Source organism: Pedobacter sp. BG31 (assembly GCF_042464845.1).
Lineage (GTDB): Bacteria > Bacteroidota > Bacteroidia > Sphingobacteriales > Sphingobacteriaceae > Pedobacter > Pedobacter suwonensis.
This window is the reverse complement of record NZ_JBHNZK010000003.1, coordinates 35,970-61,588: the sequence shown is the minus strand read 5'-3', so window position 1 is coordinate 61,588 and position 25,619 is coordinate 35,970. Positions and strand designations below refer to the sequence as shown.

Below are 25,619 nucleotides of genomic sequence, written 5' to 3'. Positions count from 1 at the left end.
TTTTATTTTACCAGGCGTATGCCTGTATATTGCCATCTTAAATGGGGATGAAAAAAGTTTCTATACGTAATGCGTGAATGATTTTGAGGTGTAGCGATGGAAGCGCCACGAAGTACTTTTTGATTGACCATAAACTTGCCATTATATTCACCAATGGCACCTGGCGCCTTGCTGAAACCAGGATAAGCCAGGTAAGCGCTTTCGGTCCATTCCCACCTTTCACCCCAATTAAAATGTTTCGCTGCCACTTCCCATTCAAACTCGGTGGGCAAACGCAAGCATTTCCAACTGGCATAAGCATAAGACTCATAATAGCTGATATGGCTAACCGGCGCATTCAAATCAACGGGCAAAAGTCCGCCTAAAGTATAATTAAACCATTCGCCATCCACCAGATGCCAGTACATGGGTGAGGCGATGTGGTTACTTTTCACCCAATCCCAACCTTCTGAATGCCAATAGTTAAAATTTTCATAACCACCTGCATGGATAAATTCCAAAAATTCTGCGTTGGTTACCAATGTTTTACTGATGGCAAAATCGTGCAGATAAACCTGATGCCTGTTTAATTCATTGTCGAAACTGAAACCTGTTCCATCATAACCAATTTCGTAAACCCCTGCCGGAATGTCAATCCAGCCCTGCTCATTTTGGATCCCTGAAACTTCTTTTTTATCTTTAACATAAACCGGGAATAAAGGATTATTGCCTAAAATATATTTAATATCGGTTAACAGTAATTCCTGGTGCTGTTGCTCATGATTAAAACCCAAAACCAATAATTCTTTAACCTCGTCATTTAACGGGTTAGCTAAAAAATTTACCATGGCTTCATCTACATACGCCCGGTATTGATAAATTTCATTCACACCAGGGCGGCTTAAATTGCCACGATCGGTACGGATTACCCTATTGCCAACGGTTTCATAATAACTGTTGAAAACAAAATTATAATCATCACTATATACCTGATAATTAGACGAAAACGGTTTTAACATAAAGGTTTCGAAGAACCAGGTAGTGTGCCCTAAATGCCATTTGGGTGGACTCACATCTACAACAGGTTGTACTACATAATCTTCAGTTTGTAAGGGTTCACAAACCTGTTCGGAATATTTCCTAATCTGTAAGTATTCTTCTACTAGTGTCATTAATTTTTATCCAGGTAGTTTTTAAGGTCTGTGATGGTATTAACATTCAGCGCTGTGGATTGTTTTCTCCGCATCATTAAAGCGTAAGAATTATTGAAACCAATGGGCTTGAGCCATTTGATTTTAAACCTTTTTTCAAATTCTGCACTTACATAACGGTAAGTTTTCTCTTTATCATGGGCCATTTCCTTTGCAATTAGTGGATCTGGCTGCAATAACACCAAAAGGCCTGTACCCGTGTATTCTGGATAAAAATCGATCTGATTATTCATAAGTGCGTCGAAACAGATCTTCGTTCCGCCCAGACCGGTTTTGGTGGAAACATTGTAATCCGTATAGCCTTTAATCAGCATGCTGTATATTTCAGCAAGAATATACTGCTCACCGAAAATCTTCGAACCGATCCGCACAGTGCCCCTATTTCCATTTTTAGTTGTTTTATATAAGCCCTTGCTGATCAGGAAGTCTTTAGCCACCTGCTCAGGCTGTTGATGAAGATAATCAGTTCTATAGTTCAGATCGGTCATGACCGAATCGGTAATTTTACCGGAGAGCAGATTCAAAGTTTTTTCCAGTTCCGGAAATTGTTTTAGCGCCTCATTCCTGACAATGGGCGCAGCAAAATAAGGCGGAAAAATGTTTTTGTCGTCTTTTAAGATCCTCAGGTCAAATGCCTTTAAACGTCCGTCAGTAGAATAACCGCTGATGACATCAAGTTCTTTCGCGTAAGCGGCCTTATACATCACGGCATCGCTGATCACAATGGTACGGATTTTTAAGCCATAAGTTGATTTCAATCCGAGGTCTCCATCCTGCCTGCCCATAAATTCGGGTGTAAACCCAGCTGTTAAAGTTGATCCATAAGCTGAGGGTAACGCATAAAATGCGCCTAATGCCAAAATCACCACAGGAAAAATGTACAAAACTTTCCTTAATTTTCTGACATCCATTTTTTGAACAAGCGAAAGTAAAGCATCAAGTACAATCGCCAATAAGGCAGCCGGAATGGCTCCGCCCAAAATCATGTTGGTGTTATTGAGTGAGATGCCGCCAAAAATAAATTCACCCAGGCCTCCTGCAGCAATAAATGAAGCCAATGTAGCCACTCCTACATTAATTACAGTCGCGGTGCGGATACCTGCTAAAATAACGGGCATGGCGAGGGGTAACTCCACTTTTAACAAAACCTGGCTTTTACTCATCCCCATGGCCCTGGCTGCCTCTTTAACATGTAAATCGATACCGATAATGCCCGTATAAGTATTTCTGATAATCGGTAGCAAAGCATAAATCAGCAGGGCCACAATCGCTGGTTTGGCACCGATGCCCAAAACAGGAATCATAAACCCCAGAAGAGCAATACTCGGAATGGTTTGTAATATACCGGCAACACCCAAAACCATTCCTGAAAGTTTCCGCTTTCTCGCAATGAGTATGCCTAATGGTAAACCGACGGCAATAGCAAGGGTTAAAGAAATAAAAGTTAGCCCTACATGTTGTAAGGTTTGGCTGAACAATTTATCAGACTGCCCAGACATAAACTGCCATAAGGTCTGCTGTTGCTCATTCATGCTGTTGTGCGTTTCGATATTGGTTGAATGCCGTTGTTAACTGCCCGAAATTAACGGACTTGATCGTATTGCTCGCGTCTGATACAAACAACTCATCCCTATCCTTTTTCCGTAATAATTCCATAGCATCCCAGATACTTAAACCAGCGGTTTCACTTTTTCCTTCGTAAATTATTTCTTCAGGTAGATAACACCAAATATCCTGTATATTAACCACTTTAAATTCTAACACCAATCTTTGTCCGGCAAGAAAATTCTTTGCGATATCATTTATCGGCTGGAATAATAATTCTTTAGGTGTACCGACCTGAACCACCTCACCCTTATCCATCAAACAAATCCGGTCTGCAAGCTCAAAAGCTTCCAGTACATCATGTGTCACCATCACAATCGTTTTCCTTCTCAACTCTTCTAAAGCTTTAAATTCTTTTTGGATACTGGTTCGGGTAAGATTATCTAAGGCTCCAAATGGCTCATCCATCAACAATACCGGTGGATCGGCAATCAGCGCACGTGCCAGACCTACACGTTGTTGCTGTCCGCCACTTAATTCATGCGGATACATTGCTAAGGTACTTTCCGGAAGATGAAGTTTTTCAATGAGTTCCTGTGTGCGGCTTATAATTTTTGCCTTATCCCATTTCAGTAGCTTTGGTACAAGCGCAATGTTTTCGGCAATGGTATAGTGTGGAAAAAGGCCAATATTCTGCATCACGTAACCTATTCCTTTTCGCAACACGTCTGAATCCTGGTCGGTTACATTTTTACCATTGATCAGAATCTGTCCTGTGTCGGGTTCAATTAAACGATTGATCATTTTTAATGTTGTGGTTTTACCACAGCCGCTGGTACCCAGCAATACCAGGGTTTCTCCGCTGGCTACATTAAAAGAGACTTGCTTTACCGCCTGGGTATTGCCAAATTTCTTGCTTATCTCTTTTAATTCAATCATATTATCTATCGAGTTTCATAAATAGGTTATTCAGCGATTCGGTATACGTAGGATGAGCAAAAACGCAGTACCTGATCCTGTCATAAGTGATATCTCCTTCCATGGCCATTTGCAAAACAGACATGATTTCACCGCCTTCCGAAGCCAGAATAGCTGCTCCTAAAATCTTTTTCGTCTCCGGATCTACAACCGCTTTCATCAAGCCCAGTGTCTCGTTGGTTTCTATCCCGCGTGCCACCTGCGACATTGGAATCACCGCTACTTCGTAATTTAATTTCTTTTCTTTTGCTTCCTTTTCCGAAATGCCGATTCTACCCAATTGCGGGTCGGTGAACATGCAATACGGTACCGGGCGATCCCGAATAGAATATTTGGTCCCTTCAATCAGATTACGGTAAACAATGGTGTAATCGTTATAGGCAATATGCGTAAAGGCAGGCCCACCTTTTACGTCTCCTAGTGCGTAAATTCCTTTAATATTGGTTTCCAGTTTTTCATTCACCATTACATGGCCTTTATCATCCAATTTAACACCACAATTTTCGAGTCCCAGATCAGCGGTTTGAGGTACGCGTCCCGCTGCAACCAGCACATGACTTGCCATTATATCCTTTTTAGTTTTACCGGAACGGACTGTTATATGAAGCTGTTTTTTATCCTGATCGATTTTTTCAACCTTTACATCCGTAATAATTTCGATCTTCTCATCGGTTAAAATCTCTGTCAGTGCTGAAGAGATGTCTTCATCTTCTTTTGCCAGTATACCCGTTGACTTTTCGAGAATGGTAACTTTACTACCAAAACGGCTAAACATTTGCCCAAACTCCAATCCAATATAATTACCACCAATTACCACTAAATGCTCCGGAACCGTTTCCAAATCAAGGATTGTCGTTGAGGTAAGATAGTCAATTTGATCTAATCCTGCTATATCGGGTATGGCTGTTTTTGCACCGGTATTGATAAAAATCCAATCAGCAGTTACTTTTTCTTCTCCGCCTTCATTAAGGGTAATGGTTAATTCCTTTTCTGCACTGAATTTTGCCCTTCCGAAAATAAGCTTGAGTCCATTTGTTTCGGCAATTCCTTTTTCTGATGAAGACCTGAATTGTTCTACAATATCGTTTTTTCGTTGGACAATCTTCTTAAAGTCTATTTTAACAGATCCAATATCAACGCCTAAAGCTGAAGCTTTTTTAGCCTGGTGTACAGCCTTTGCAGAGGCAATCATTGCTTTGGTCGGTGTACAGCCATCATTGATACAGGTACCGCCAACCAATCTTTTTTCAATAAGAGCTGTTCTTTTACCGGCTTCGGCTAGTTTTTTAGCCAATGGTACACCGGCCTGCCCCGCCCCAATAATTATTGCGTCGTAATGTTTCATTGATGGAATTTGTTTTGTTGTAATAATAAACTACATAAACCAATCAATGTTTGCTAATTAATGATTTATTGTTGATTAACTATTGTAGATTATTTAAAAAAGTTACAAACTATCTTCGAAAATTAGCGTTAAATGAGGTAGGTAATTAAATTGACAAACGTAAAATCCCTAACTCATGCAAACACAAACAGCAGAAAATACAAACCTTACCGTTTTTATTCAGGATGATACTTCTATTGAAGATAAAAGAGAAATTTTATTGAATGGTTTATTGGAAGATCTGAATAGCCAGACCGAGTCTTTTAATTAAGTTAGAAATAGCAGCGTGTGCTGTATTCCTTAAAATAGTCTTTCATATTAATTATGGATTTATATCAAATATTGAAATAACACATTTATTTCAGTAATCATGAAACAAATGTGATTATTTCAGGATTAATGAAACAGTTTTATTTTACAAAAGAGGATTTGGAAATATTAATTTCAGCAAATTAATTAAATAATGAAAAGATCTTTAATGACAGAATTGAGATTAAAATAACCATTAAAAAAGAAAAGGGCAAACAAATGAATGCTTACCCTTTTCAAATCTAAATTAACGCTCTCGCCACAAATGTATAAATTCTTTTCGAATCTGTATACAACAAATTTAATTACATAAAGCCTGAAGGTTATTTCACGATATGTTGTGCCCGCCGAAGGTTATCGGTTGTTTGCAAAATCTTATCTTTTAGATTTGGATTGTAACCGGGATGAGATTTTAAAAAATCCTGTACCAATTGGTTTGCTTCTTTACTGTTATAAGCAGAAAATGATGCTGCTAACCAAGATTGCGGAAAAAAGATGTCTCCTGTTTTCTGTATTTCCGCCAATAAATCCAAACTTTCTTTCAGGTAACGAATAGATGTTTTTTGCCTGATGGGATGATGCAAATAGGATAAAGCAGTGGTTACCCAGGCTTCTTTCTGGCGGTTTTTTCTATCTTTTAAGCCATTAAAAAAAAGATCTCTTTCATTAACATCCAAAGATAATGCAGGCATTAAATACATCAGCCTGTTTTTTCTGTCTTCGTTCTTAGTACGTACCAACTGTTCTTTTAAGATGGTGTTTGCCGTATCTGTTTTAAGCGCCAGCGTTAAAGCAAGTGCGCTATAATCATCTTCTAACAATTTAACGCCATCTGGCGCTGTTTGCTTCTGCCAGATATCATACATTCTTTTTCCAGCCTCAGCACTTAAATAAATATTTTGATAAGCATTGAACAAAATCTTCTTATTGTTCGGCATTTGCTGTTGCTCCATTGCGTTCCATATGGTACTCTCCATACTTTCGTACATGCTATTCCGTACTTCACCATTAAGAAAAGTCCAATAAATATTCGTAAGATATCCGGTGATCAACCTTAGGTTCATTTCATTTTTCTCAACCGCTAATCCCTGCAGTAATAAGCCTAACAGTTCGTTTGGTTTATTGTCTTTGCCCGAAAGCATATTTTCATAGGCGTTGATATAAGCCGAGGCCCGTTCTAAAGGATCTTTGATGTGAAAGAGATTTGCCATCATCTCTTTCTCAATCGGGAAAAGGCCATATCCTGCACCATTTGCATTAAATAAAATATATTGGGGTTTAGGTAAACCTTTTGCATCCACTAAATCTGTTTTAGCAGTTTTGGCATTTACCACAAGAATCTTATCACCAGTTGGGTAAACCAGCTTTACCGTAAAAGATTGCGGCCATACCCTCGGCTGTCCCATCTCACTGTTTTGGCTCAGGCTAAAATGGCTTATTTTATCTTTCTCGTATTCAATATGATAACTAAAAACCGGTCTGCCAGGTTCGTTTACCCAAACTTTATTCCAACTCAAGAGATCACTTTTACTGTGTTTGCCTAAAATGGCAATCAGATCGTTCCAGGTAGCATTGCCATAACTATATTTTTTCAAATACTCCCTTATTCCCTTTTGAAAATCGTCTTTACCCATCAATAATTCCAACTGGCGCATCATAATCGGGGCTTTATGGTAAATGATATTTCCATACATGGATCCGGCTTCCTGTAAGTTATCCAGTTGCTGCCGAATGGGATTAGCCCCCAAAGTCCTGTCCACCCCATAAGCTGCCGGATAGTGATCCTGCAAAAACTTAAGGTCGAAGGTGTTTTTTCCCATTAACTTTTCAGTAACCTTATCAGCCATAAAATTGGCAAAAACCTCTTTCATCCAAACATCATTAAACCATTTCATGGTAACCAGATCGCCAAACCACATATGCGCCGTTTCATGCGAAATAAGATTAGAACGCGAAATAAACTGATCTTTAGTCGCACCCTGATCTAAAAACAATGAAGATGCTTTATATTGCACCTCACCCGGATGCTCCATTCCTCCAAACTGAAAATCAGGAATGCTTACAAAGCCAATTTTCTGAAAAGGATATTTAATTGCTGTCCAGTCTTCCAGAAAGTCAAGGGCATCACGGTGCGCGACGAAAACAGAATCTACACTGAATTTAATCTTTGCCGAATCGGTTTCACGGTGTAGAAATTCCATGTTGTGATTTTTCATTTTCCGATTGATGAGCGTGTATTTACCGGCTGTAAACGAAAACAAATAGGTGGGCAGTTTATCAGAGCGGTCAAAGTGGTAAGTAATTGCTTTTTCCTGTACCACAGAATCTTTTTTGACCGCATTAGCCATTACTTTCCAATCTGTTGGAACGGTTAATGAAAGTAAAAAATCAGCCTTTAAATCGGGTTGATCGAAACAGGGAAAGACCGTCCTTGCATGATCAGGTACAAAAAGGGCGTACAAAAAATCTTTGTTTCTATTTAATGATTCATTGCCAGCTATGAATGCGGTTTCAATACGGTTGTTCCCAATCTTTAAATACTCCTGTTTAATTACGATATGTTCTGCCTTAAAATCGATTGCGATGTTTTTTCCATTCACTGTTACCCGCTTGATATGATCTTCATTTTGCTTAAAGTCAACTTGCAGATGGAGTAACTTATTTAATTCAAAATCAATATTTTCAACTGCTTCAATTGAAGCTTTTTGTTCAGCTGGTATCGTTAAATGAAGCTTATAGCTAATGTTACTGATTGCAGCACTTCTGGCATTTGCCAATGCAAGCGATACCCCTGGTTCTACAACTACTGGTTTCGGCTGTTGCTGCGCAAAACAGGTTGCAGCCAACAATGGTAAAGCACAAAAATATTTGACTATTGTATTCATTTTATAAAATTTATTCTCCATTTATCATTTGTATAACCGTACCATAACTCATCCAAACCATGGTTAATACCACGGCCAGACCAGCCAAAGTTAACCATAACGGCTGCTTGTAACTTGAAATAATCCTGGTTTTGTAGGCTGCAATAAGCATAATTCCCAATGCGATGGGTAAAATAAAGCCATTTATGGCTCCTACGGTAAGCAGCGTTTTAACCGGTTTTCCAACAAGGAGAAAAATAATGCAGGAGATGGATATGAAGATGGTAATAATTTCCCTGTTAAACTTTAATATCAGCGGGTGAAAACTCTTGATAAAAGAAATGGAGGTATAGGCAGACCCTACCACAGAGGAAATCCCCGCAGCCCAGATAACCACACCAAAAATTTTATACCCTATCTGGCCACTGGCCAGTTTGAAAACTGAAGCGGCCGGATTGGCCGGATCCAGCGTAAAACCTTTGCTTACTACGCCCAAAGCTGCAATAAACAATAACAAGCGCATAATTGAGGCGATGCCGATGGCACTTAACGCTCCTTTATTTACAGCATCCAGATTTTCAATACCGGTTTGTCTCGCATCGAGTAAACGGTGAGCGCCCGAAAAAGTAATGTAGCCGCCAACAGTTCCACCAACGATGGTTAATACAGCGGCAAAACTAAACTGTGTAGGGTTTACAGCCCTTAATGCTGCTTCTGCCAATGGTGGTGAGCTGGTGTAAGCTATAATCAAAGCCAGTACAATTTTAATCAGTCCCATGGTTTTGGCAAAAACATCCATCGCTTTACCAGCTTCCTTGTAAATGAAGATTCCTATGGCCATAATTGCACTAATGACAGCGCCCTGCCCTACACCAATGCCGAATAGCACATTTAGTCCTAAGCCAGCGCCGGCAATATTGCCAATGTTAAAGGCCAAACCGCCTAAAAAAACCAGGAAAGAAATAAAATAGCCTAAACCAGGAAATACCTTGTTGGCGATATCCTGTGCAGGTCTATCGGCTACGGCGATAATCCGCCAGATGTTTAACTGTGCAATAGCATCTAAAATAATGGATAGCAGGATAACAAAGGCAAAACTTGCACCCAACTGCTGGGTAAAAACGGCGGTTTGTGTTAGAAATCCGGGGCCTATGGCAGATGAAGCCATTAAAAAAGCGGCACCTAAAAGTACACTCCAATTGTATTTTGGCTTCATATTAGTGGCGCTTTAATCATAATTCCTTCTTTTTTTAGCCTTCCGGCTATCAAGCTGGCAAACGCTACCGCATGTCCACCATCACCATGCAAACAAACCGTTTCTGCCTTAACGGTAATCAGGTTTCCATTCACACTACTTACTTGCTGTTTTAAAGCAAATCCCAACACCTGTTTAACAGCATCTTCATCATTGGTAATTAAAGCATGATCTGCACCGCGCGGGGTAAGTAAACCATTGTCCTGATAACTACGATCAGCAAAAACCTCTGATGCGGTTGCAATCCCAACTTTTTCCGCTTCTTCAATCATCTTGCTTCCTGCTAAGGCATATAGCATTAAACCCGGGTCGAAATCTAAAATGGCCTGTACAATCGCTTTTGCCAAAGCAGTATCCTTTGCGGCCATGTTATACAATGCGCCATGTACTTTAACATGATGCAACTTACTGCCTGCAGCTTTTACAAAACCAGCCAATGCACCCATTTGGTATAAAGTAAGCTGATAGACCTCATTTGGCGTAATTTTCATTTCTCTGCGACCAAAGCCCTGCAAATCCGGCAAACCAGGATGCGCACCTATGGCTACCCCATTTTTTATGGCTAAACTTACGGTTTGCTGCATTACCGCCGGATCGCCTGCATGGAAACCGCAGGCTATATTTGCAGATGAAATATATTCCATCAGTTTTTCATCATTTGGCATGGCATAACTTCCAAATGCTTCCCCAATATCACAATTAAGATCGATCGTTTTCATATTTGAGTATATTTAAGGTTTATTGCCTTAGTAATCAACAACAAATCATGCTCACGTTCAAGGTAAAGTTCTTCTGCCTCATCTCTTGAAATTTCAGCAAATTCAATGGTATCACCCGGCTTAAGCTGTGCACATAAAGGCAAATCGACCGCTGCAACCTGCGCAATGCGCGGATAACCACCTGTTGTCTGGCAATCGGCCATAAGCATAACCAGATCGCCACTTCCGGTTACCTGGATAGTCCCCGGAGTTACTGCCGTACTGAGCAATTCTTTTTTAACTTTCCTTACCAATGGCTTTCCGGTTAACTGGTAGCCCATTCGGTTACTTCTTAAGTTTACGGTATAAGTGTTCGTTAAAAATGAAAGAATAGATGTTGCATCGAACCAACAGATTTCACTGGCCGGTACAACCCTGATTTCTCGCTTTTTCACAGGTAGTAAACTATTGCGCGAAATGGACCAATTCGGATAGATTAACGATCCTTCAACCAATTGCTTTAAAATTTTATTGGATATTTCGTTCAGGTTAGGTCTGCTGACCAAAACATCTGCTTTTTGCAATGCCCTTCCTTTATAACCTCCAAAACCTGCGGTAAGATACGTGCTTTTGCTTTCCATTACATCAGGCACATTCCATCCACCGGCAATAGCCAGATAGGTACGTACCCCAATTGGATTGCGGATCAATTTGATTACCGAGCCTGCTGAAAAAAACAATGGCTTTTCTGCAGGCATCAATTCACCTTGATAAACTAGAAATGCACCATCGCCGGAGTAAGAAATGAGAATGGATGTTTCCGCTTTAAATGATGCATCAGCATAGGTAAATTCAATGGTAGCACAATGATCATCATTACCAACAGCTTTGTTGGCTAAACGATGTGCCAGCTCATCCATGGCACCAGAAACAGGTACAGCCTGCGATCGGTACCGGTACCTGCCCATATCCTGAACGGTACTTAGCAGGCCTGGTTTAATGATAGTGATTTTCATATTCTTGTTTCAACATTGCATTAAACTCTTCCTGATCAACAGCTTTGAAACTCACCCGATCTCCACCCTTTAAAAGAGATGGCTGTTTACGGTTTACATCAAACATCTTTAAGGGTGTTTGGCCGATAATCTGCCATCCGCCGGGGGTTTCCATAGGATATATACCAGTTTGATTACCTGCAATACCAACAGATCCCGCTGGAATTTTAGCAGCAGGCACCTCTTTTCTCGGTGTTGACAATATGTTATCCATCCCCCCATATAAGCAAAACCCGGCACAAAGCCGATCATAAAGACAGTATATTGGCCAGCGGTGTGAATGTCGATCACCTCGGTTTCAGTGAGGTTATTGGTTTTGGCTACAGTTAATAGATCCTGCCCAAAATCACCTCCATAACATACCGGGATAACCAGGTGATGGGCTATTACATTTAATTTTTCTATTATTATCGCGGCAATTTTATTTAGATGTTCAGATACCTTTTCAAAACAATTCTCGCCGGGAAGATTGGATAATTTTACTGTCAATGGATCATAAAAAACAGTTAAGGTAGTATAAGCCGGAACAGTGGTAATCAGGCCAGAAAAAGGATTTTCTAAGAGTAACTGGTTAAAAAAGGTAATCAGATCAAGCAAATCATTATCGATTGATGTCCCAAATGTTACGGTGAGCGATTTTTCGCTCAATCCATAAATTTTCAGGGGAATGTTTGTCCCAGAATATCTTTCCTCCTTAATCATACAAAACGGAAAGATCTATTCATTAATCATCTTCATCATACCGGTAAAATAATCAAACTACCGCTATAAAAATGGCTATATATTATCAAAATCACAACAATTTCGGCAATGAGATCGCTAAAAATTGTCTGTTTGCAAAAAAATTAATAGCCAAAGCCTAATATTAGGTCATTTTTCTTTCGGTGCAAGGCCTTTTATCAACTGTAAGAGTTCCTGCTGCTCCTCAGCTTCCAATTCAATCACATTGTTAAACATTTCAAAAATTTCATCGTGGAGATCAGCACGCATTAACAGATCAATCAGGCGTACAATGGTTTTCTTTTGATCGGTATTTAAGCTGCCAAATAATTTAGGTTCCAGTTCATACAAAGCTTTAATGAAATCAACCAATGCGGTCTTTCTTAATTCCTTTTCTCTTTCGCTGCTATAAACCGGAAATATTCCATCCTGCTCATACCCTTGAATCAAGTTATTGGCATATTCTTTTAAAAATGGTTTACGCTTGCTTTTGAGGTACTCTGTTAGTGCCTTAACCAAAAACCTGTACTCCGGCGAAGATTTGGCAGCACCAAATATGGCTACCTGCCCTTCATTTTCGAAGCTCTTAAAATCGAAATCACGAAAAAAATCACTTTCGATATATACGCTATGAAAATAATCGTCGCTCTTTTTGTTTAAGGTGGTGTAATCTTTATAAATTTCTTCTCCACCGGCCAAAAAGTAGTATTTAGACAGTTCTTTATGAAGATTTTCTTTCCAGTGCACATATTTGATCTTAAAAGTAACAGAAGTATCGGGATAAAAAAGCTTGAATTCTTCTATGCTTTTAATATTGCTGCTAAAATCCAATGCTTTGCCATTTACAATAACCGAATAATTTTTGTGTTTATTCAATTCGATAAACCAGCAGAATTCGTTGATTAGAAATGGAAGTACAATGGTTTCCAGGTCTTGCTGGCTGATCTTTAAATTGGAGAAAGATACAGTGGTACCAGTTGCTCCAGCCTGGCTGGTAACGGGAGAAAAATCGGAGCTGTAACTGTTTAAGCCACCTGTACTAATGCGGATCTCGCCATCGCGAAAGCCTTGTTCTGATTGATAGGTGGTATGCCAAACGGCGTCGTGCGCAAAGGTAAAAAAGGTTAGCCTACCTACCCCATTACGCCCATGCATTTTGGAAGTATGCTTTGGTGCTACAATCTGAACGGCTTTTTCTGATTCGAAAAAAGGATCGAATTTTTGTTGTAGGCGGTCGAAATTAATTCCATAACCATTATCAGCTATGGTTAAATGATTTAAAAGACCTAATGGATTGGCCTCATAATCTAAACGGATGGTATCTGCATTGGCATCAAAACCATTCCAAATATATTCGGCAATCGCCTGTCTTTCATTATAATTTTTAAGTACCTTTTGTATTCCCTTTGAAGTGATATTAACTTTTACCGACATATTTACTAATGTAATTAGCAAATATATTATAAAATCTGATCATTAGCCTTATAATTTTGGAAAGCGCCAGGGAAATTGCTTTCAAAGTATGTGTTAAATAATTGGCCACGGGAACACATAAATCACGGAGGAGATTGAAGTTTTTCCGTGTTTTTCATGCCCGGTGGCAAACATAATGCTCAGGCATGCGTAGAAAGATGAAGGTGATTTGGAAAAAGTTAAAGGGCATTTCTCCGTGGAAAGGCACCTTTGAGGTGTTCAAATTATTCAAAGGTGCTGCATGCTTGTGTCAAAATAGGGCCGGCAAGCTCAACGGATTATGTTCAACCGAATAGATCGCTGCTTAAGTAGCGGTCTCCCCGATCGCAGGCAATAAAAACAATAGTACCCTGATCTAATTCACCGGCAAGCTTCAGCGCAGCTGCGCACGCACCGCCAGAACTCATACCCGCAAACAAACCTTCTTCTTTAGCCATTCTCCTCGCCATTAGGGTCGCTTCTTCCTGTGCAATATCCATTACCCGATCTACCCTTTTGGGATCAAATATTTTGGGCAGATATTCTTCAGGCCAACGCCTGATACCCGGAATGGATGAGCCCTCTGTAGGCTGGCAGCCGACAATCTGAATATCAGCATTTTTTTCCTTGAAAAATCTCGAACAGCCCATAATCGTTCCGGTTGTTCCCATAGAACTTACAAAATGCGTAATCTGTCCATCAGTATCCCTCCATATTTCCGGTCCGGTTGTTTTGTAATGGGCCAGGTAATTATCCTGATTGGCAAATTGATTTAACAGATAATATCCTTTTGAAACCCCTTTTTCTTCTGCATAATCCCTGCAGGCTTCTATACTCTCCAACAAGGTTACTTTTGCGCCAAAGGCCTCCATGGTTACCTTTCTTTCGCGTGTAGAATTGGCAGGCATAACCAATTCAATATCTAAATTGTACAAACTTGCAATCATGGCCAGGGCAATTCCGGTATTGCCGCTTGTAGCCTCCACCAATTTAGTATCAGGAGTAACTTCGCCACGTTCAATTGCACTTCTGATCATATTGAGCGAAGCCCTGTCTTTAACGCTACCACCTGGATTGTTGCCTTCCAGTTTGGCAAATACGCGAACGCCGGGATTTACATTCAACTTTTGAAGTTCGGCCATTGGCGTGTTTCCGATCAAATCGATTATTAATGCCATATTGTACTGTATTAATGTGTTTCTTTATAATTTCTTATGGTTATGATGGGCGAATGATAAGCGGTGGAAAATGCCGGGATACTCTCGGTAAGCCATACGTTTCCTCCGATGATACTATCGTGCCCGATGACGGTTTCGCCACCTAATATGGTTGCGCCTGAATAGATCACCACCCTGTCTTCTACCGTAGGATGGCGCTTACTGCCCGCCAGTGTTTTTTTAACACTCAACGCACCAAGCGTTACCCCCTGGTAAAGTTTAACATAACGACCAATGGTGCTGGTTTCTCCGATAACAATCCCGGTTCCGTGGTCGATATAAAAATACTCGCCTATACTGGCAGCCGGATGAATATCAATACCTGTTTTAGAATGTGCATACTCTGTGAGGATCCTTGGCACAAGCGGTATCCCAAAATTGTAAAGCATATGGGCAATCCTGTAGAAACAAATGGCATAAAAACCAGGATAGGTCCTGATTACCTCGAACCTGCTCTGTGCCGCCGGATCGCCCTCGTAAATGGCCATGATGTCAGTATTTAGAATGCGATAAAGTTCCGGTAAACTTTTGAAAAACTGGCCTGCTGCGTCTTTGCATGCACTATTTTTAAGCTGACAGCTCGCTGATATGATGTCATAAAGCTCAAGCTCCAAAGCAGCCACGTAAACCTTTAGTTCGGCAATGGTTGAAAATACCTCAGCAGAATTTTCCGGAAAAAGTACCTGAATAAGCTTTTCTGCCCATAGCGATATGACTTCATTGGGTGGAATGTTTTGTTGTTCAAGAGGATTCTTGAAAATTTGTTCAAAAAAATGGTCTTCCATAACTGCTGGCCGATCTGCTCATCGACTAAATATATAGATTTAATGGCTAAATGTAGGTTTTGTTTTTTTAAACTGAAACTACAGCCCGGATTTTATAAATAAATATGGCGGGAAAATAACAAATTAGTCTGAAATCAGGAGTCCAGAGTATTTTATCGGTTAATGCTTTGGGAGAGTGGGTTTGATCTTGTTGTTATTTATGTTAACGATTTCACTTAGAATTAATCGAGATAAAAGCCCCTGAAACAAGTTCAGGGTGACGATTTCTTGGAATAAGAAAAACGTATTATTGAAATACATGTCGTTTTAAAGAAAACAGAAGTTGTACCATAAATTTAAATTCAATCGAATTTACCACATTGAGCCTGTCGAAACGCTTTTTAAGATTGGCATCATTTAAAAAAGTCGTCATTGCGAGAAGGAACGACGAAGCAATCTTTCATATACTAGTGAGCATTGCTATAAAGATTGCTTCCCCGTAGAGTCGGGGCAGGCTGTCGGCTGAAAAAGCCTTCTTATAATGACGATCTCTCAAGGAATTTCAGCTAGCAAAATTTATCCGTCTATCATATTGATTTTTATGCATAAATCATCACCAGGGTAAGGACCTTTGATATGATGTAAGAAACCTTTACTATAGGCCTGAATCTTCCCTAAAGACACATAGCGGAGATTCTATAAAAACAGAAAGCTCCGCTATGGCAGAAAAAGTTATTTAGAAATTGCTATTGTTTCTGTTCAGATAAGAAAGAAACTAAGGAAGCCAGCTCTTCATATGACAGGGAATTTGCCAAACCTTCCGGCATCATCGAAGTTTCCATTTCTTTTCTCGACAGGATATCGCCCGTTTTAATGGTAAAAACTTCACCGGCAATGTTACGGATTACCACTTTAGCGGCAGTTTCTTCTGTAATAAAGCCCATATAGGTGCGGTCGCCTTTGGCTGTAATCATTACCGAAGCAAAGCCCTGGGAAATGGAAGCATTGGGTTTTAATATCGATTCTGCAATTTGCTCACGATTCATAATAGAACCGATCTGTCCCATAAACGGGCCTTTCATTTTTTCGCTTTTGCTTAAGCTATGGCAGGCCACACAACCCTGGCTATTGAAAATATTTTTTCCTTTTAGCGGATCGCCCTGCAATTTATTGATGGCCAACAGTACATCTTCAATAGACGATTTACCCACCTGGCCTTTTTTATTTTTGATTTTATTCAAATCAATTTTTGGTTCTTCAACTGCTGCAACCTTTTCTTCTACGTTGAATTCAGGAATATCCATCCTTTGGCGCTCATTTAAATCAACATAAAACTGTTTACCCTTCGCTCCTGCTTTGGTAGCCTCTTCCTTTATAAATTTCTCGATGATCGGAGAACCTTCCCAAGAAACGGCTTTAAAATATGGCCCGTGAGAATCGGGACGTGTACCCCACCACCAACTGGCATCATAAGCAATTTCCTTTTTATACAAACGACCTAAGGTAACCAAAATCTGCTCTTTTAACTTTTCATCTGTGGCTTGTTTATAGTTCTCAATCAGCCCATTAACCGCTTTTTCGGTATGTATATAACGTAAAGCCCAGAGTGCAAGAGTAGAATTTTCGGTTTTAACCGCAGCAAGCAGTGCATCTTCTGCCTGAAGATCAACCAATGCCCTCACCGCTAAATGCGGTAAGATGATCGCTGAGTTTGGTGTTGCATGAGGTCCTTCAGTGCCTTTTGCAGGCGCGGTAAATGAAGCGGGAACTTTGGTTTGTAAAAGTACGTTGGCTACTTCAGCTCTGCCCAAACGGTTTAAGCCAATGATAGAAGCCGCCTGAACGCGAAGATCAGCATCTTTTAAGCCCTCTAAAAAAGGTTCAACTGGTACCTTATCTATATAAATTTTACGATCAGCCAGTGCCTTTAAAGCAAACTCTTTCATTGCTTTATCTTTGGTAAATTCAATCAGCTTTGCAATACCATTTTCTTTGGTCAGCTGTGCATAGGTGTACATAGCTGCTATACGTACATCAAGTGCTAAACCCTGATCAGAAGCAACTTCTAAAGCTGATGAAACGGCTTGTTTATTGTTACGCGAAATCAATTCTTGCGAAGCTGCCAATCGGCCTACTGCACTATTCGATTTAAGTAGCTCGATTAGTTTTTTAACAGAAGTCTTTTTAACATCCGGAAAAGCTTTGTAAGTCCAGTTGTTAGGTACTGCACGAACAACATAACCTTTATTCGGACTACCAGAATAACCTGCGCCATCCCAGGCCGAAAGGTATAACCTTCCTGATCCGTCTACGTCAAGATCTGTAATTTGCGGTAGTTTTATAAATTCTTCATCTTTCTGTGTAAAGGTTGGTCCGTCAGCAGTAACTCTATGAATATAAAGCATACTTCTGCCCCAATCTGCCATCATGGGCACATGGTTATATTGTTCAGGCCAGTTGGGTTCGTCCATAAATAAAGCTCCGGTACCCGATCCTCCACCTAAATCGGCAAGTGCCGGAATAATTTCTTCGGTAAAATTCTGAAATAAAACCGGGTAACCATATTCGCCAGATTGTATATGGTGCGAGAAACGAACATTCCAGCCTCCGCCATCATTGGTATTTTCCCTGGTAAAAACATTCATATAAGGATCAATAGCCACATCATAAACATTACGTGTACCATGGGTATATACTTCCATTTCGGTTCCATCCGGACGAACGCGCAAAATTCCTCCACCCAGCATGGTTAGTTTTTTACCTGAACGATCTACCGCATCGTGGAATCCAAAATCTCCTACAGAGATATAAATCCAACCGTCAATCCCCATCCTGATGCCATTGGTGGCATGATCAGTACCACGCTCGCGGATGTATTTGGCGTTACTGATATGCTCGATGAGCGGTTTTTCGGGGCCATCAGCCTTTCCGTCGCCATCTTTATCTTCAAAAACAACCAGATTCATGCCGGTAGCCTGTTTTGTTTCTTTCGAAAAAGTGGTATGCAATACATAAACCTGGCTACCCTGTACAATAATTCCGCGTGGATTATCCACTTCGGCAAAATCCACGTGTTCGTCCATTTTGCCATCATTGTCTTTGTCAATTAATTTAAGGATATGGCCTTTGCCAGGATCTTTACCTAAAGATCCGATCATATCAACACCCACGTACACTTCGCCGGTTGGCGCTACCGCCAAACAGGCCGGGCTTGGTGTAACATCTGGTCCTGCGAAATTTGTAATGGTTAATTCAGGGGGTGATACGTGCTGTATCTTTGGTTCGCTAAAAAAGTTTCTTAATCCAAAAAAAACTAGTGTAAAAGAAATTAAGCTTAAAGAAAATTTAATCATTTGTGTGTTATTAATTCTGGTTAGTTTGTGCCAGGTAAACTTACATAAAATATAAATTCCTTATTGCCACATTTTTGTGCTGTTTTGAGATATTTAATTACTTGTATGGTTAAAATGTAGGTAATTTCTCCATAGAAATCCCAAAGTGAACTTTCTTAACAGCAAAACCTTCTTAAATGCCTGAGATCACAAGCTAAATCAATAGAAAAACTGCCAAGCTAAGTAAGCTATGGACTATTTCAAACAAACTGTGAGCATTAACATCATGTTCCGGTAAATTATTTCTAAAACAATTCGTTTTTAACAAAAATTTCGTTATATTTACTCAATTCAACATTCATAAAATCAGTACGTTATGAAAAATATCCTTTATTTCTTCCTGACTGCCCTGATCTCCTCCATTGCGTTGTTAACGACAAGGGATTCTTTTGAACCCGAATTGGTGTATAGCACGGTGGTGTTAATATGGATTCTGTACATCTGGTACCATGTTTATGCTGCTGATAAGAGGAATTACAGTGAGTAGTCCTTAAATAGTCAATTTTAAAATCCCTGCTTTAAATGGTTCGGGACAAAGACTTCTTGTGTTTAATTTTGCGATACATAAAGCCACCTGAGCGATTACAATTAGTCGATTTAAAAAATTATCAGCTAAGCAGTTAAGATCTTCCAACTAAACGATCCACACCAAGTGACAATTTTATAGAAAAATTTACGAGGAACAACCTGTTCCGGCATACCGCAGAAATGGCGAAGGTATTTCCCTTATGATGGTGGAGTGGCTGGAGAAAGATATTTAAAAAACTAAGTTTCAGCTTTTCAGCACTGTGATCATAAAAAACCACTAATGAACCGATAAACCGGTACCTGATAACACAAACTTAACACACCACACATTTCTTCAAGAAGCAGATCTTTATATCTTTAGCGATATGTACTGGTACGAAGAAGAAGTTAAACAACTGGAAAGAGCGCATCGCCTGGACCTTGAAAATCCCGGCGTTATTTTTTATGGCAGCTCATCTATACGGTTATGGAATAGCCTGGAAGATGATTTCGATTACATGAAGGTAACTAATTTAGGCTTTGGAGGCGCTACATTAGCGGCCTGCGTATGGTTTTTTGAGCGGATTATGACAGATTATAAGCCAAAGGCACTGGTGGTGTATGCAGGTGATAACGACCTTGGCGATGGCCGAAACCCGGAAGAAATATTTATATTTTTCCAGCAGCTGATGGTTAAAGTGAACCAAAGGTTTGGCCAACTGCCCTGTTATTTTATTTCTTTGAAACCCAGTATTACCCGCTGGCAAATGGCCGATCAGTTCAGGTACACAAATAACCTTATTGAGAGCGAAATTATTAAACTGAACAGCCATTGGAAATTTATCGATGTTTTTAAGAAAATGCTGAATAAAGATGGGCAGCCAAATCCTGCACTTTATGATCACGACGGTCTTCATCTAAGTGAAGAAGGTTATCGACTGTGGGCCAGTACTGTTAAAGAGAAATTAGGTTAATTATCACGCTTAATTAATATTGCAATAACATAGACGCATTAATTTTCCCAAAAAGAATTAACGCGATGAAAAGGGAATATCACAAATGGTTCAGTCAAAATCTCCAGCGGGATATGGAGCTTCTCATTTTCGGCCATGCGGGAAGGGCAGTGATCTTTTTTCCCACTCGTATGGCGAGGTTTTATGATTACGAAAACTGGGGAATTATAGCATCCCTAAATGCGCAGATTGAACATGGTGAACTTCAGGTTTTCTGTGTGGATAGTATAGATGGAGAGAGTTTTTATAACGCTGATGTATTTCCCTCTGTACGGATAGACAGGCATTTACAATATGAAAAATACCTCCTTGAAGAAGTATTACCGCTTATCTATCAAAAAAACAATGGCGATTATGTTGAAACCGCCGGCTGCAGTATGGGCGCCTACCATGCCATAAATCTGGCCATGAAATATCCCTGGTTGTTTAAAAAGGCCGTTGGCATTAGTGGAAGGTACGACCTCACCTATAACATCGGCGATTTTAGAGACCTCCTGAACGGATTTCACAGTAATGAAGTTTATTTTAATATGCCTGCGCAATACATCGCGAACTTAAACGATGCCCGGTTGTTATCAGCAGTTAGAGAAATGGAAATTATTCTTGCAGTAGGCGAAACTGATCCTTTTTTAAGGGAAAATCAACACCTGAGCAATTTACTATGGGGGAAAAATATTCCCAACCAGTTTCATACCTGGGAAAGCAACGCGCACAGACCCCATTACTGGCGAAAAATGGTACCGATGTACATTTAGCAATTTTACAAGTGCCTAATTATTTTACCGCCAGGCTAAAATATTGTTTAATATGGATCGTATCTACCGGCGTTTTCGATTTTTCAGCTGCTAAAACAAGGTGGGCATCCAAAAGCCACTTTTCTGCCGAGTTATTGAGATCTGCAATCTTAACACCTTTAACCGTACCTGCGATAGGCAGTAAATTGAAATAGTCGCATGCAGGACATGAAAAGAGATATTTCACCTTTCCGGCCTGAATATCAGCATCTGTTAGCAGAAACCTATCATCATCCTGCATTGGCACCTGCATGTAGATACTCGTTTTACTGAAGCTATTACTCTTCGTAACTGAAAAAATCCGGTATTGCCCGGTCTTAACCGTGCCTCGCTCATCGGGCATTTCCGAATAATTCACATACTCAAACCGACAGTTTCCTTCTGTACAAGGAGTTAAATTTTGCGCATCAATAGAAAATTCCACCGGGTTGTTGGTTTTCTTTTTGCATGCACTCGCAATTGCTAATCCGATCAAAAAGATCGCGGTTAATTTAAAAGCGTTTCTCATTATCTATTTTTTCTACCAATACGATTAAAATCTGGCATACGCTACAGTTAGAATATTATTTTCTAAATAAAATCAGAAACAAATACTATTTAGACATAATGAACAAACTCATTGAATTTAGCATTGTTAGTCTTTGAAAATTTGTTCTACAATTTAATATAATTGAAGGCTTTTTCTCAGAACGTTAAACCATGAGCAACCGTTATTCCCAACGGGATTGGGAATCTTAATGCAAGCGCTTTAAGTTTCCTGTGTGCAGGAGAACGGTCTTTAATTACATCAGGATAAGTTTAAATCAAAACTGGTTGTATAAAACCTGGTCTTAACATTAATTGAACAAGAAAATATTAAGTTTGCAGATAAACGGATTAACTTTTAGCACATGAAACAAGGATTATTAATCGATATGGATGGGGTGATATACAGTGGTGAGGCACTCATCACCGGAGCGGACAAATTCATTAAAAAACTGATCGACGAAGCGATCCCCTTCGCGTTTATGACAAACAATAGCCAAAGAACCCCTTTGGAAGTGGTACGCAAATTAAAGGGTTTGGGAATAAAGGTTGAAGAAAGTCATGTATACACCAGCGCAATGGCTACAGGAAAATTTCTTTCCGATCAAAATCCGAATGGTACCGCTTATGTATTAGGTGAAGGCGGTTTATTAAGCAGTTTGCACGATCATGGCATTACTTTGGTGAATACCGACCCCGAATTTGTTGTATTGGGAGAAGGCAGAAACTTTACACTCGAAATGGTTCAGCGTGCGGTTGATATGATTTTGGCGGGCGCTAAATTTATCACCACCAACAGAGATCCATCGCCGAAAAAACCAGGATGGAATAACCTTGGGATTGCAGCCACCACCGCTATGATTGAGGAAGCAACTGGCAGAAAAGCCTTTGTTACCGGTAAACCGAGTCCGGTGATGATGCGTTCGGCACGTAAATTCTTGGGCTTGGAAACCAGTGAAACCACTGTTATCGGCGATACCATGGAAACTGATATACAGGGCGGCGTACAGATGGGTTACAAAACCATTCTGGTGCTCTCGGGCATATCAAGCAAGGATACCCTGGGACATTATGCCTTTAAGCCTGATATGATTGCAAGTTCAGTTGATGAGATAACATTTCCACTAAACTGGTGGGAGAATAAATAGTTTGGAGTTGGGAGTTTGGAACTCTTAGTCCGGAGTCCTCAGTCAAGAGTCTTTAGTCTTAAACTATTTGGTAGTGGTAAAGAAGGGAGCGGAATTGGGATGTACAGGCTTAAAAAAACTCAACCGATAGTCTGTTGAAGATACAAAAGGCGTCCGGTCAAACTTAGCAACTGCATCAGCCCGATCAAACCAGTGTGATTGGGCTGAATCAATTGCAACCTGCTTATGCACCGTTATGGCCGGCGTTTTTTTATCGTTAAATTTATTTGAATTGATTAACAGCCCGGTTGCTGGTATAACCATCAATAGCGCTACGCAGGAAATCAGTCTCATATCATTTTGCTTAAATCATCTTATTATTTGGTTTGCTCTGTTAAACAAATATGATATGATGTTATTAGCTGGATGATTAGCCAGCATTATGAAATTGTTAAAATTATAATGCAGTTTTAATTCATTATTAAGTATTTAAGCTATATAAGGTGAGATGATATTGGTTTTATAAAATGGTTCGTGTTGACACGAACCATTACGATACGAACCAGGCGACTGTTTTATTATTTTACTTCCTCAAACTTCAGTACTACGCTCGTTCTGCTGGCAGTTAAAACCGGGTTGAACCCGATATTCATCAAAAAATCTCCTGTATAAATTCTGTTGGCATCAATTGGCGATTTGGTGTCTGGAAATAAGTTAATTTCTCTGATCTGATATTTCTTTGCGGCATCTAATCCATTCAATTTAATGGGATATTTACTGCTTTCACCATAACGGTAATTTACCAGATAGTTAAAAATCACACCCTTCGTTTTTTGCTCATTTACATACAACATCGAAGCGACACTGCCGGTACGCGGATCTGCCAAGCGGTATTGTTCGCCATGCCAGATAATATCCTTAACTTCATTATAGTTTTTAATAGCCTCCTGGCAAAATTGAAGTTCTTTCTCAGGTAATTTGCTAACCACAATATCAAAGCCCAGTTTACCCATCATGGCTACATCCGTACGGAATTTTATTGGTTGTTTACCCCAATCGGTTACATGATTGGAGGTACTGATTGCCGGATAGAAATAAGAGTATTCCCATTGCATAAATATCCTTTCCAGTGGGTCGGTATTATCGCTGGGCCAAAATTCTGTAAAATACTGTAGCGCAGCATAATCTACCCTACCGCCACCGCCTGAGCATAACATCATAGGTACAGTTGGATATTTTGCACGGATGCGTTGTAATACATTGTACAAACCTTTTACATAATCAATGTAAAAATGCGACTGATTTTTCTGGTGAGCGGAATAGGCATTGTAAATTACTGCATTGCAATCCCATTTAATGTAAGCCAGTTTTGGATTTCTGGTAAATAACCCATCAACTACCCCAAATACAAAATCCTGTACCTTTGGGTTCGAAAGATCAAGTTCCAGCTGGTTCCTGAAATAATATTCAGGACGGCCTGGCTGTTTCACCACCCAATCCGGATGTTTTTCATATAGTTCACTTTTCGGACTCACCATTTCAGGTTCAATCCAGATCCCAAACCGGGTACCGGCATTATCGGCTTCTTTTACCAATGAGGCAATCCCATTAGGAAGTTTCTTTTTGTTTTCCTGCCAGTCGCCGAGTGCTGCATTGTCGCTGTTACGCGGATATTTATTGCCAAACCAACCATCATCCAGTAAAAAGAAATCGACACCCAGTTTTTTGGTATCTTTAATCAATTCAGCAAGTTTCTGTTCGTTAAAATCGAAATAAGTAGCTTCCCAATTATTTAAAAGCGTTAGGCGGTTACCTTTACCATCCAATATTTTATAGTTGCGTGCCCAGTTCTGTAGTTTTCTGCTCGCATCGCCCTTCCCCTGGTCAGAGAAAGTATATAAAAATGCAGGTGTGGAAAAAATTTCACCTGGTTTTAAGCTGTAAGGAGATGCATAACTATTCATCCCTGCAATAATGCGCAGGTTATCCTGATAATCGAGTTCCAGGTCAATCTTAAAATTACCACTCCACTCTAAAGCACCGTATAAAACATTACCTGCATTCTCTTCGGCAGGTTTATCCATCGAAATCATAAAAACGGAAGGCTGAAAAAGATTGGCCCTTGTACCCAATTTGCTATCCAGGGTTTTAATGCCATGGGTAATTTCACTCTGCTCAGGCTGCATTTCCTTAGCCCAATCGCCATGGTATTGGTTAAGCCAAAAATGTGGTGATTTTAAGTGCAGGTTTGCCGAAGCATACTTATTTAATATCACCGCCCCTTTTTCATTATGCTTAATTTCAGTCCACTGCTCTATCACATCCTGCTTATAAAACGATTTGTAAAACAGGGTTACTTCAAAATTGTATACCGGGTCTTTTAACCTGATTTTCAGCAGACTTACATTATCATCTATTTTAATAACAGTATGATCCACGTACTTCAGATCAAGTGAATTATTGCCATCGGCATGAGTAACGCTAATGGCCGGTTCAACCAGGTTTCTCGAACCTGATGGCGTATAAGCCGAATTTAACTGTCCGGTATAATCTTCTGTTTGTTTGTACTGGCTGCTAATCTGTGCATATTCCTGTTTATCAGCCAGTTTTTTTCCAAAAAATATGGTGTTTACATCCTTTTTAGGATCTGCTTGCAAAACCAGCGCATTATGAGCGGTTTCGATAGGTATTATGGCCTGAGCATTAAGCTTGGTTAGCGCAAAAAGGGAAAGCGAAATCGCCAGTACCCCATGCCTCATATAACCTTGAAATTGATCTGATCTGTTCATTTGTGTTAAATAGTAATTACTGATTTTTATAGATAGAGGAT

At 39.9% G+C, this 25,619-nt stretch carries 20 protein-coding genes and 1 pseudogene; 5 read left to right on the top strand and 16 right to left on the bottom strand.

Going from position 1 to position 25,619, the window contains the following annotated elements:
* Positions 1 to 2: 2 nt before the first annotated feature.
* From egtB to ACFE6N_RS05370, 4 genes are read right to left on the bottom strand one after another with little or no spacing between them, the layout of a single operon-like run.
* The gene (gene egtB, locus ACFE6N_RS05385; RefSeq protein WP_378934556.1) at positions 3 to 1,151 is read right to left on the bottom strand and encodes an ergothioneine biosynthesis protein EgtB; all 1,149 of its coding nucleotides are present in this window, start codon (positions 1,149 to 1,151) and stop codon (positions 3 to 5) included.
* Positions 1,151 to 2,722: an ABC transporter permease/substrate-binding protein gene (locus tag ACFE6N_RS05380; protein WP_378934554.1), complete on the bottom strand. Its 1,572-nt coding sequence runs from the start codon at positions 2,720 to 2,722 to the stop codon at positions 1,151 to 1,153. The genes egtB and ACFE6N_RS05380 overlap by 1 nt, the downstream gene beginning before the upstream one ends.
* Positions 2,715 to 3,674 carry an ABC transporter ATP-binding protein gene (locus tag ACFE6N_RS05375; RefSeq protein WP_378934552.1) on the bottom strand — a complete coding sequence of 320 codons (960 nt, stop codon included), beginning with the start codon at positions 3,672 to 3,674 and terminating at the stop codon, positions 2,715 to 2,717. The genes ACFE6N_RS05380 and ACFE6N_RS05375 overlap by 8 nt, the downstream gene beginning before the upstream one ends.
* Before the next feature lies 1 nt (position 3,675).
* Positions 3,676 to 5,058 (bottom strand): mercuric reductase, encoded by a 1,383-nt coding sequence (locus ACFE6N_RS05370; RefSeq protein WP_378934550.1) that lies wholly within the window; start codon positions 5,056 to 5,058, stop codon positions 3,676 to 3,678.
* Between the two features lie 175 nt (positions 5,059 to 5,233).
* Here ACFE6N_RS05370 and ACFE6N_RS05365 point away from each other — a divergent pair, with 175 nt between their 5' ends.
* Positions 5,234 to 5,368 (top strand): hypothetical protein, encoded by a 135-nt coding sequence (locus ACFE6N_RS05365; RefSeq protein ID WP_262987370.1) that lies wholly within the window; start codon positions 5,234 to 5,236, stop codon positions 5,366 to 5,368.
* A gap of 361 nt (positions 5,369 to 5,729) precedes the next feature.
* Here the strand turns inward: ACFE6N_RS05365 and ACFE6N_RS05360 are convergent, their stop codons facing one another.
* The 9 genes and pseudogenes from ACFE6N_RS05360 to ACFE6N_RS05320 form a co-directional block, all read right to left on the bottom strand.
* Entirely contained in the window at positions 5,730 to 8,291 is a 2,562-nt protein-coding gene (locus tag ACFE6N_RS05360) for a M1 family metallopeptidase (RefSeq protein WP_378934548.1), read from the bottom strand.
* 10 nt (positions 8,292 to 8,301) lie between these two features.
* Positions 8,302 to 9,486 carry an NRAMP family divalent metal transporter gene (locus ACFE6N_RS05355; protein ID WP_378934546.1) on the bottom strand — a complete coding sequence of 395 codons (1,185 nt, stop codon included), beginning with the start codon at positions 9,484 to 9,486 and terminating at the stop codon, positions 8,302 to 8,304.
* The gene (locus ACFE6N_RS05350) at positions 9,483 to 10,244 is read right to left on the bottom strand and encodes a 5-oxoprolinase subunit PxpA (protein ID WP_378934544.1); all 762 of its coding nucleotides are present in this window, start codon (positions 10,242 to 10,244) and stop codon (positions 9,483 to 9,485) included. Before ACFE6N_RS05350 ends, ACFE6N_RS05355 begins: the two co-directional genes overlap by 4 nt.
* Positions 10,241 to 11,239, bottom strand: a complete 999-nt coding sequence (locus ACFE6N_RS05345) for a biotin-dependent carboxyltransferase family protein (RefSeq protein ID WP_378934542.1) — start codon at positions 11,237 to 11,239, stop codon at positions 10,241 to 10,243. Before ACFE6N_RS05345 ends, ACFE6N_RS05350 begins: the two co-directional genes overlap by 4 nt.
* A pseudogene (pxpB, locus tag ACFE6N_RS05340) lies at positions 11,220 to 11,980 on the bottom strand (5-oxoprolinase subunit PxpB). Before pxpB ends, ACFE6N_RS05345 begins: the two are co-directional and overlap by 20 nt.
* Positions 11,981 to 12,148: 168 nt before the next feature.
* Entirely contained in the window at positions 12,149 to 13,432 is a 1,284-nt protein-coding gene (locus ACFE6N_RS05335; RefSeq protein WP_378934540.1) for an ATP-binding protein, read from the bottom strand.
* 323 nt (positions 13,433 to 13,755) lie between these two features.
* Positions 13,756 to 14,628: a cysteine synthase CysM gene (gene cysM / locus ACFE6N_RS05330; RefSeq protein ID WP_378934538.1), complete on the bottom strand. Its 873-nt coding sequence runs from the start codon at positions 14,626 to 14,628 to the stop codon at positions 13,756 to 13,758.
* A gap of 11 nt (positions 14,629 to 14,639) precedes the next feature.
* A complete protein-coding gene (epsC, locus tag ACFE6N_RS05325; protein ID WP_378934536.1) occupies positions 14,640 to 15,452 on the bottom strand; it encodes a serine O-acetyltransferase EpsC in 813 nt (270 codons plus the stop codon).
* A gap of 725 nt (positions 15,453 to 16,177) precedes the next feature.
* A complete protein-coding gene (locus ACFE6N_RS05320) occupies positions 16,178 to 18,784 on the bottom strand; it encodes a hypothetical protein (RefSeq protein ID WP_378934534.1) in 2,607 nt (868 codons plus the stop codon).
* Between the two features lie 355 nt (positions 18,785 to 19,139).
* Here ACFE6N_RS05320 and ACFE6N_RS05315 point away from each other — a divergent pair, with 355 nt between their 5' ends.
* The 3 genes from ACFE6N_RS05315 (at position 19,140) to ACFE6N_RS05305 (ending at position 21,098) form a co-directional block, all read left to right on the top strand.
* Positions 19,140 to 19,310 (top strand): hypothetical protein, encoded by a 171-nt coding sequence (locus tag ACFE6N_RS05315; RefSeq protein WP_159435178.1) that lies wholly within the window; start codon positions 19,140 to 19,142, stop codon positions 19,308 to 19,310.
* Between the two features lie 406 nt (positions 19,311 to 19,716).
* Positions 19,717 to 20,304, top strand: a complete 588-nt coding sequence (locus tag ACFE6N_RS05310) for an SGNH/GDSL hydrolase family protein (protein ID WP_378934532.1) — start codon at positions 19,717 to 19,719, stop codon at positions 20,302 to 20,304.
* Between the two features lie 65 nt (positions 20,305 to 20,369).
* Positions 20,370 to 21,098 (top strand): esterase family protein, encoded by a 729-nt coding sequence (locus ACFE6N_RS05305; RefSeq protein ID WP_378934530.1) that lies wholly within the window; start codon positions 20,370 to 20,372, stop codon positions 21,096 to 21,098.
* Positions 21,099 to 21,117: 19 nt separating this feature from the next.
* Here ACFE6N_RS05305 and ACFE6N_RS05300 read toward each other — a convergent pair whose 3' ends face one another.
* Entirely contained in the window at positions 21,118 to 21,645 is a 528-nt protein-coding gene (locus ACFE6N_RS05300; protein WP_378934528.1) for a hypothetical protein, read from the bottom strand.
* Positions 21,646 to 22,027: 382 nt separating this feature from the next.
* On the opposite strand from ACFE6N_RS05300, the gene ACFE6N_RS05295 reads away from it, so the two are divergent.
* The gene (locus ACFE6N_RS05295; RefSeq protein ID WP_090979750.1) at positions 22,028 to 22,810 is read left to right on the top strand and encodes an HAD-IIA family hydrolase; all 783 of its coding nucleotides are present in this window, start codon (positions 22,028 to 22,030) and stop codon (positions 22,808 to 22,810) included.
* Positions 22,811 to 22,873: 63 nt separating this feature from the next.
* Here ACFE6N_RS05295 and ACFE6N_RS05290 read toward each other — a convergent pair whose 3' ends face one another.
* Together ACFE6N_RS05290 and ACFE6N_RS05285 are read right to left on the bottom strand one after the other, a co-directional pair.
* Positions 22,874 to 23,143, bottom strand: a complete 270-nt coding sequence (locus ACFE6N_RS05290) for a hypothetical protein (RefSeq protein ID WP_378934526.1) — start codon at positions 23,141 to 23,143, stop codon at positions 22,874 to 22,876.
* A 224-nt stretch (positions 23,144 to 23,367) separates the two neighbouring features.
* Positions 23,368 to 25,578, bottom strand: a complete 2,211-nt coding sequence (locus ACFE6N_RS05285; protein ID WP_378934524.1) for an alpha-galactosidase — start codon at positions 25,576 to 25,578, stop codon at positions 23,368 to 23,370.
* Between the last annotated feature and the right edge of the window lie 41 nt (positions 25,579 to 25,619).

Coding starts and splice junctions, on each gene's coding strand:
- ACFE6N_RS05305 (WP_378934530.1), top strand. CDS start 20,370: ATGAAAAGGGAATATCACAAATGGTTCAGTCAAAATCTCCAGCGGGAT.
- ACFE6N_RS05365 (WP_262987370.1), top strand. CDS start 5,234: ATGCAAACACAAACAGCAGAAAATACAAACCTTACCGTTTTTATTCAG.
- ACFE6N_RS05370 (WP_378934550.1), bottom strand. CDS start 5,058: ATGAAACATTACGACGCAATAATTATTGGGGCGGGGCAGGCCGGTGTA.
- ACFE6N_RS05285 (WP_378934524.1), bottom strand. CDS start 25,578: ATGAACAGATCAGATCAATTTCAAGGTTATATGAGGCATGGGGTACTG.
- ACFE6N_RS05320 (WP_378934534.1), bottom strand. CDS start 18,784: ATGATTAAATTTTCTTTAAGCTTAATTTCTTTTACACTAGTTTTTTTT.
- ACFE6N_RS05375 (WP_378934552.1), bottom strand. CDS start 3,674: ATGATTGAATTAAAAGAGATAAGCAAGAAATTTGGCAATACCCAGGCG.
- epsC (WP_378934536.1), bottom strand. CDS start 15,452: ATGGAAGACCATTTTTTTGAACAAATTTTCAAGAATCCTCTTGAACAA.
- ACFE6N_RS05345 (WP_378934542.1), bottom strand. CDS start 11,239: ATGAAAATCACTATCATTAAACCAGGCCTGCTAAGTACCGTTCAGGAT.
- egtB (WP_378934556.1), bottom strand. CDS start 1,151: ATGACACTAGTAGAAGAATACTTACAGATTAGGAAATATTCCGAACAG.
- ACFE6N_RS05360 (WP_378934548.1), bottom strand. CDS start 8,291: ATGAATACAATAGTCAAATATTTTTGTGCTTTACCATTGTTGGCTGCA.
- ACFE6N_RS05350 (WP_378934544.1), bottom strand. CDS start 10,244: ATGAAAACGATCGATCTTAATTGTGATATTGGGGAAGCATTTGGAAGT.
- ACFE6N_RS05380 (WP_378934554.1), bottom strand. CDS start 2,722: ATGAATGAGCAACAGCAGACCTTATGGCAGTTTATGTCTGGGCAGTCT.
- cysM (WP_378934538.1), bottom strand. CDS start 14,628: ATGGCATTAATAATCGATTTGATCGGAAACACGCCAATGGCCGAACTT.
- ACFE6N_RS05355 (WP_378934546.1), bottom strand. CDS start 9,486: ATGAAGCCAAAATACAATTGGAGTGTACTTTTAGGTGCCGCTTTTTTA.
- ACFE6N_RS05290 (WP_378934526.1), bottom strand. CDS start 23,143: ATGAGACTGATTTCCTGCGTAGCGCTATTGATGGTTATACCAGCAACC.
- ACFE6N_RS05315 (WP_159435178.1), top strand. CDS start 19,140: ATGAAAAATATCCTTTATTTCTTCCTGACTGCCCTGATCTCCTCCATT.
- ACFE6N_RS05335 (WP_378934540.1), bottom strand. CDS start 13,432: ATGTCGGTAAAAGTTAATATCACTTCAAAGGGAATACAAAAGGTACTT.
- ACFE6N_RS05310 (WP_378934532.1), top strand. CDS start 19,717: ATGTACTGGTACGAAGAAGAAGTTAAACAACTGGAAAGAGCGCATCGC.
- ACFE6N_RS05300 (WP_378934528.1), bottom strand. CDS start 21,645: ATGAGAAACGCTTTTAAATTAACCGCGATCTTTTTGATCGGATTAGCA.
- ACFE6N_RS05295 (WP_090979750.1), top strand. CDS start 22,028: ATGAAACAAGGATTATTAATCGATATGGATGGGGTGATATACAGTGGT.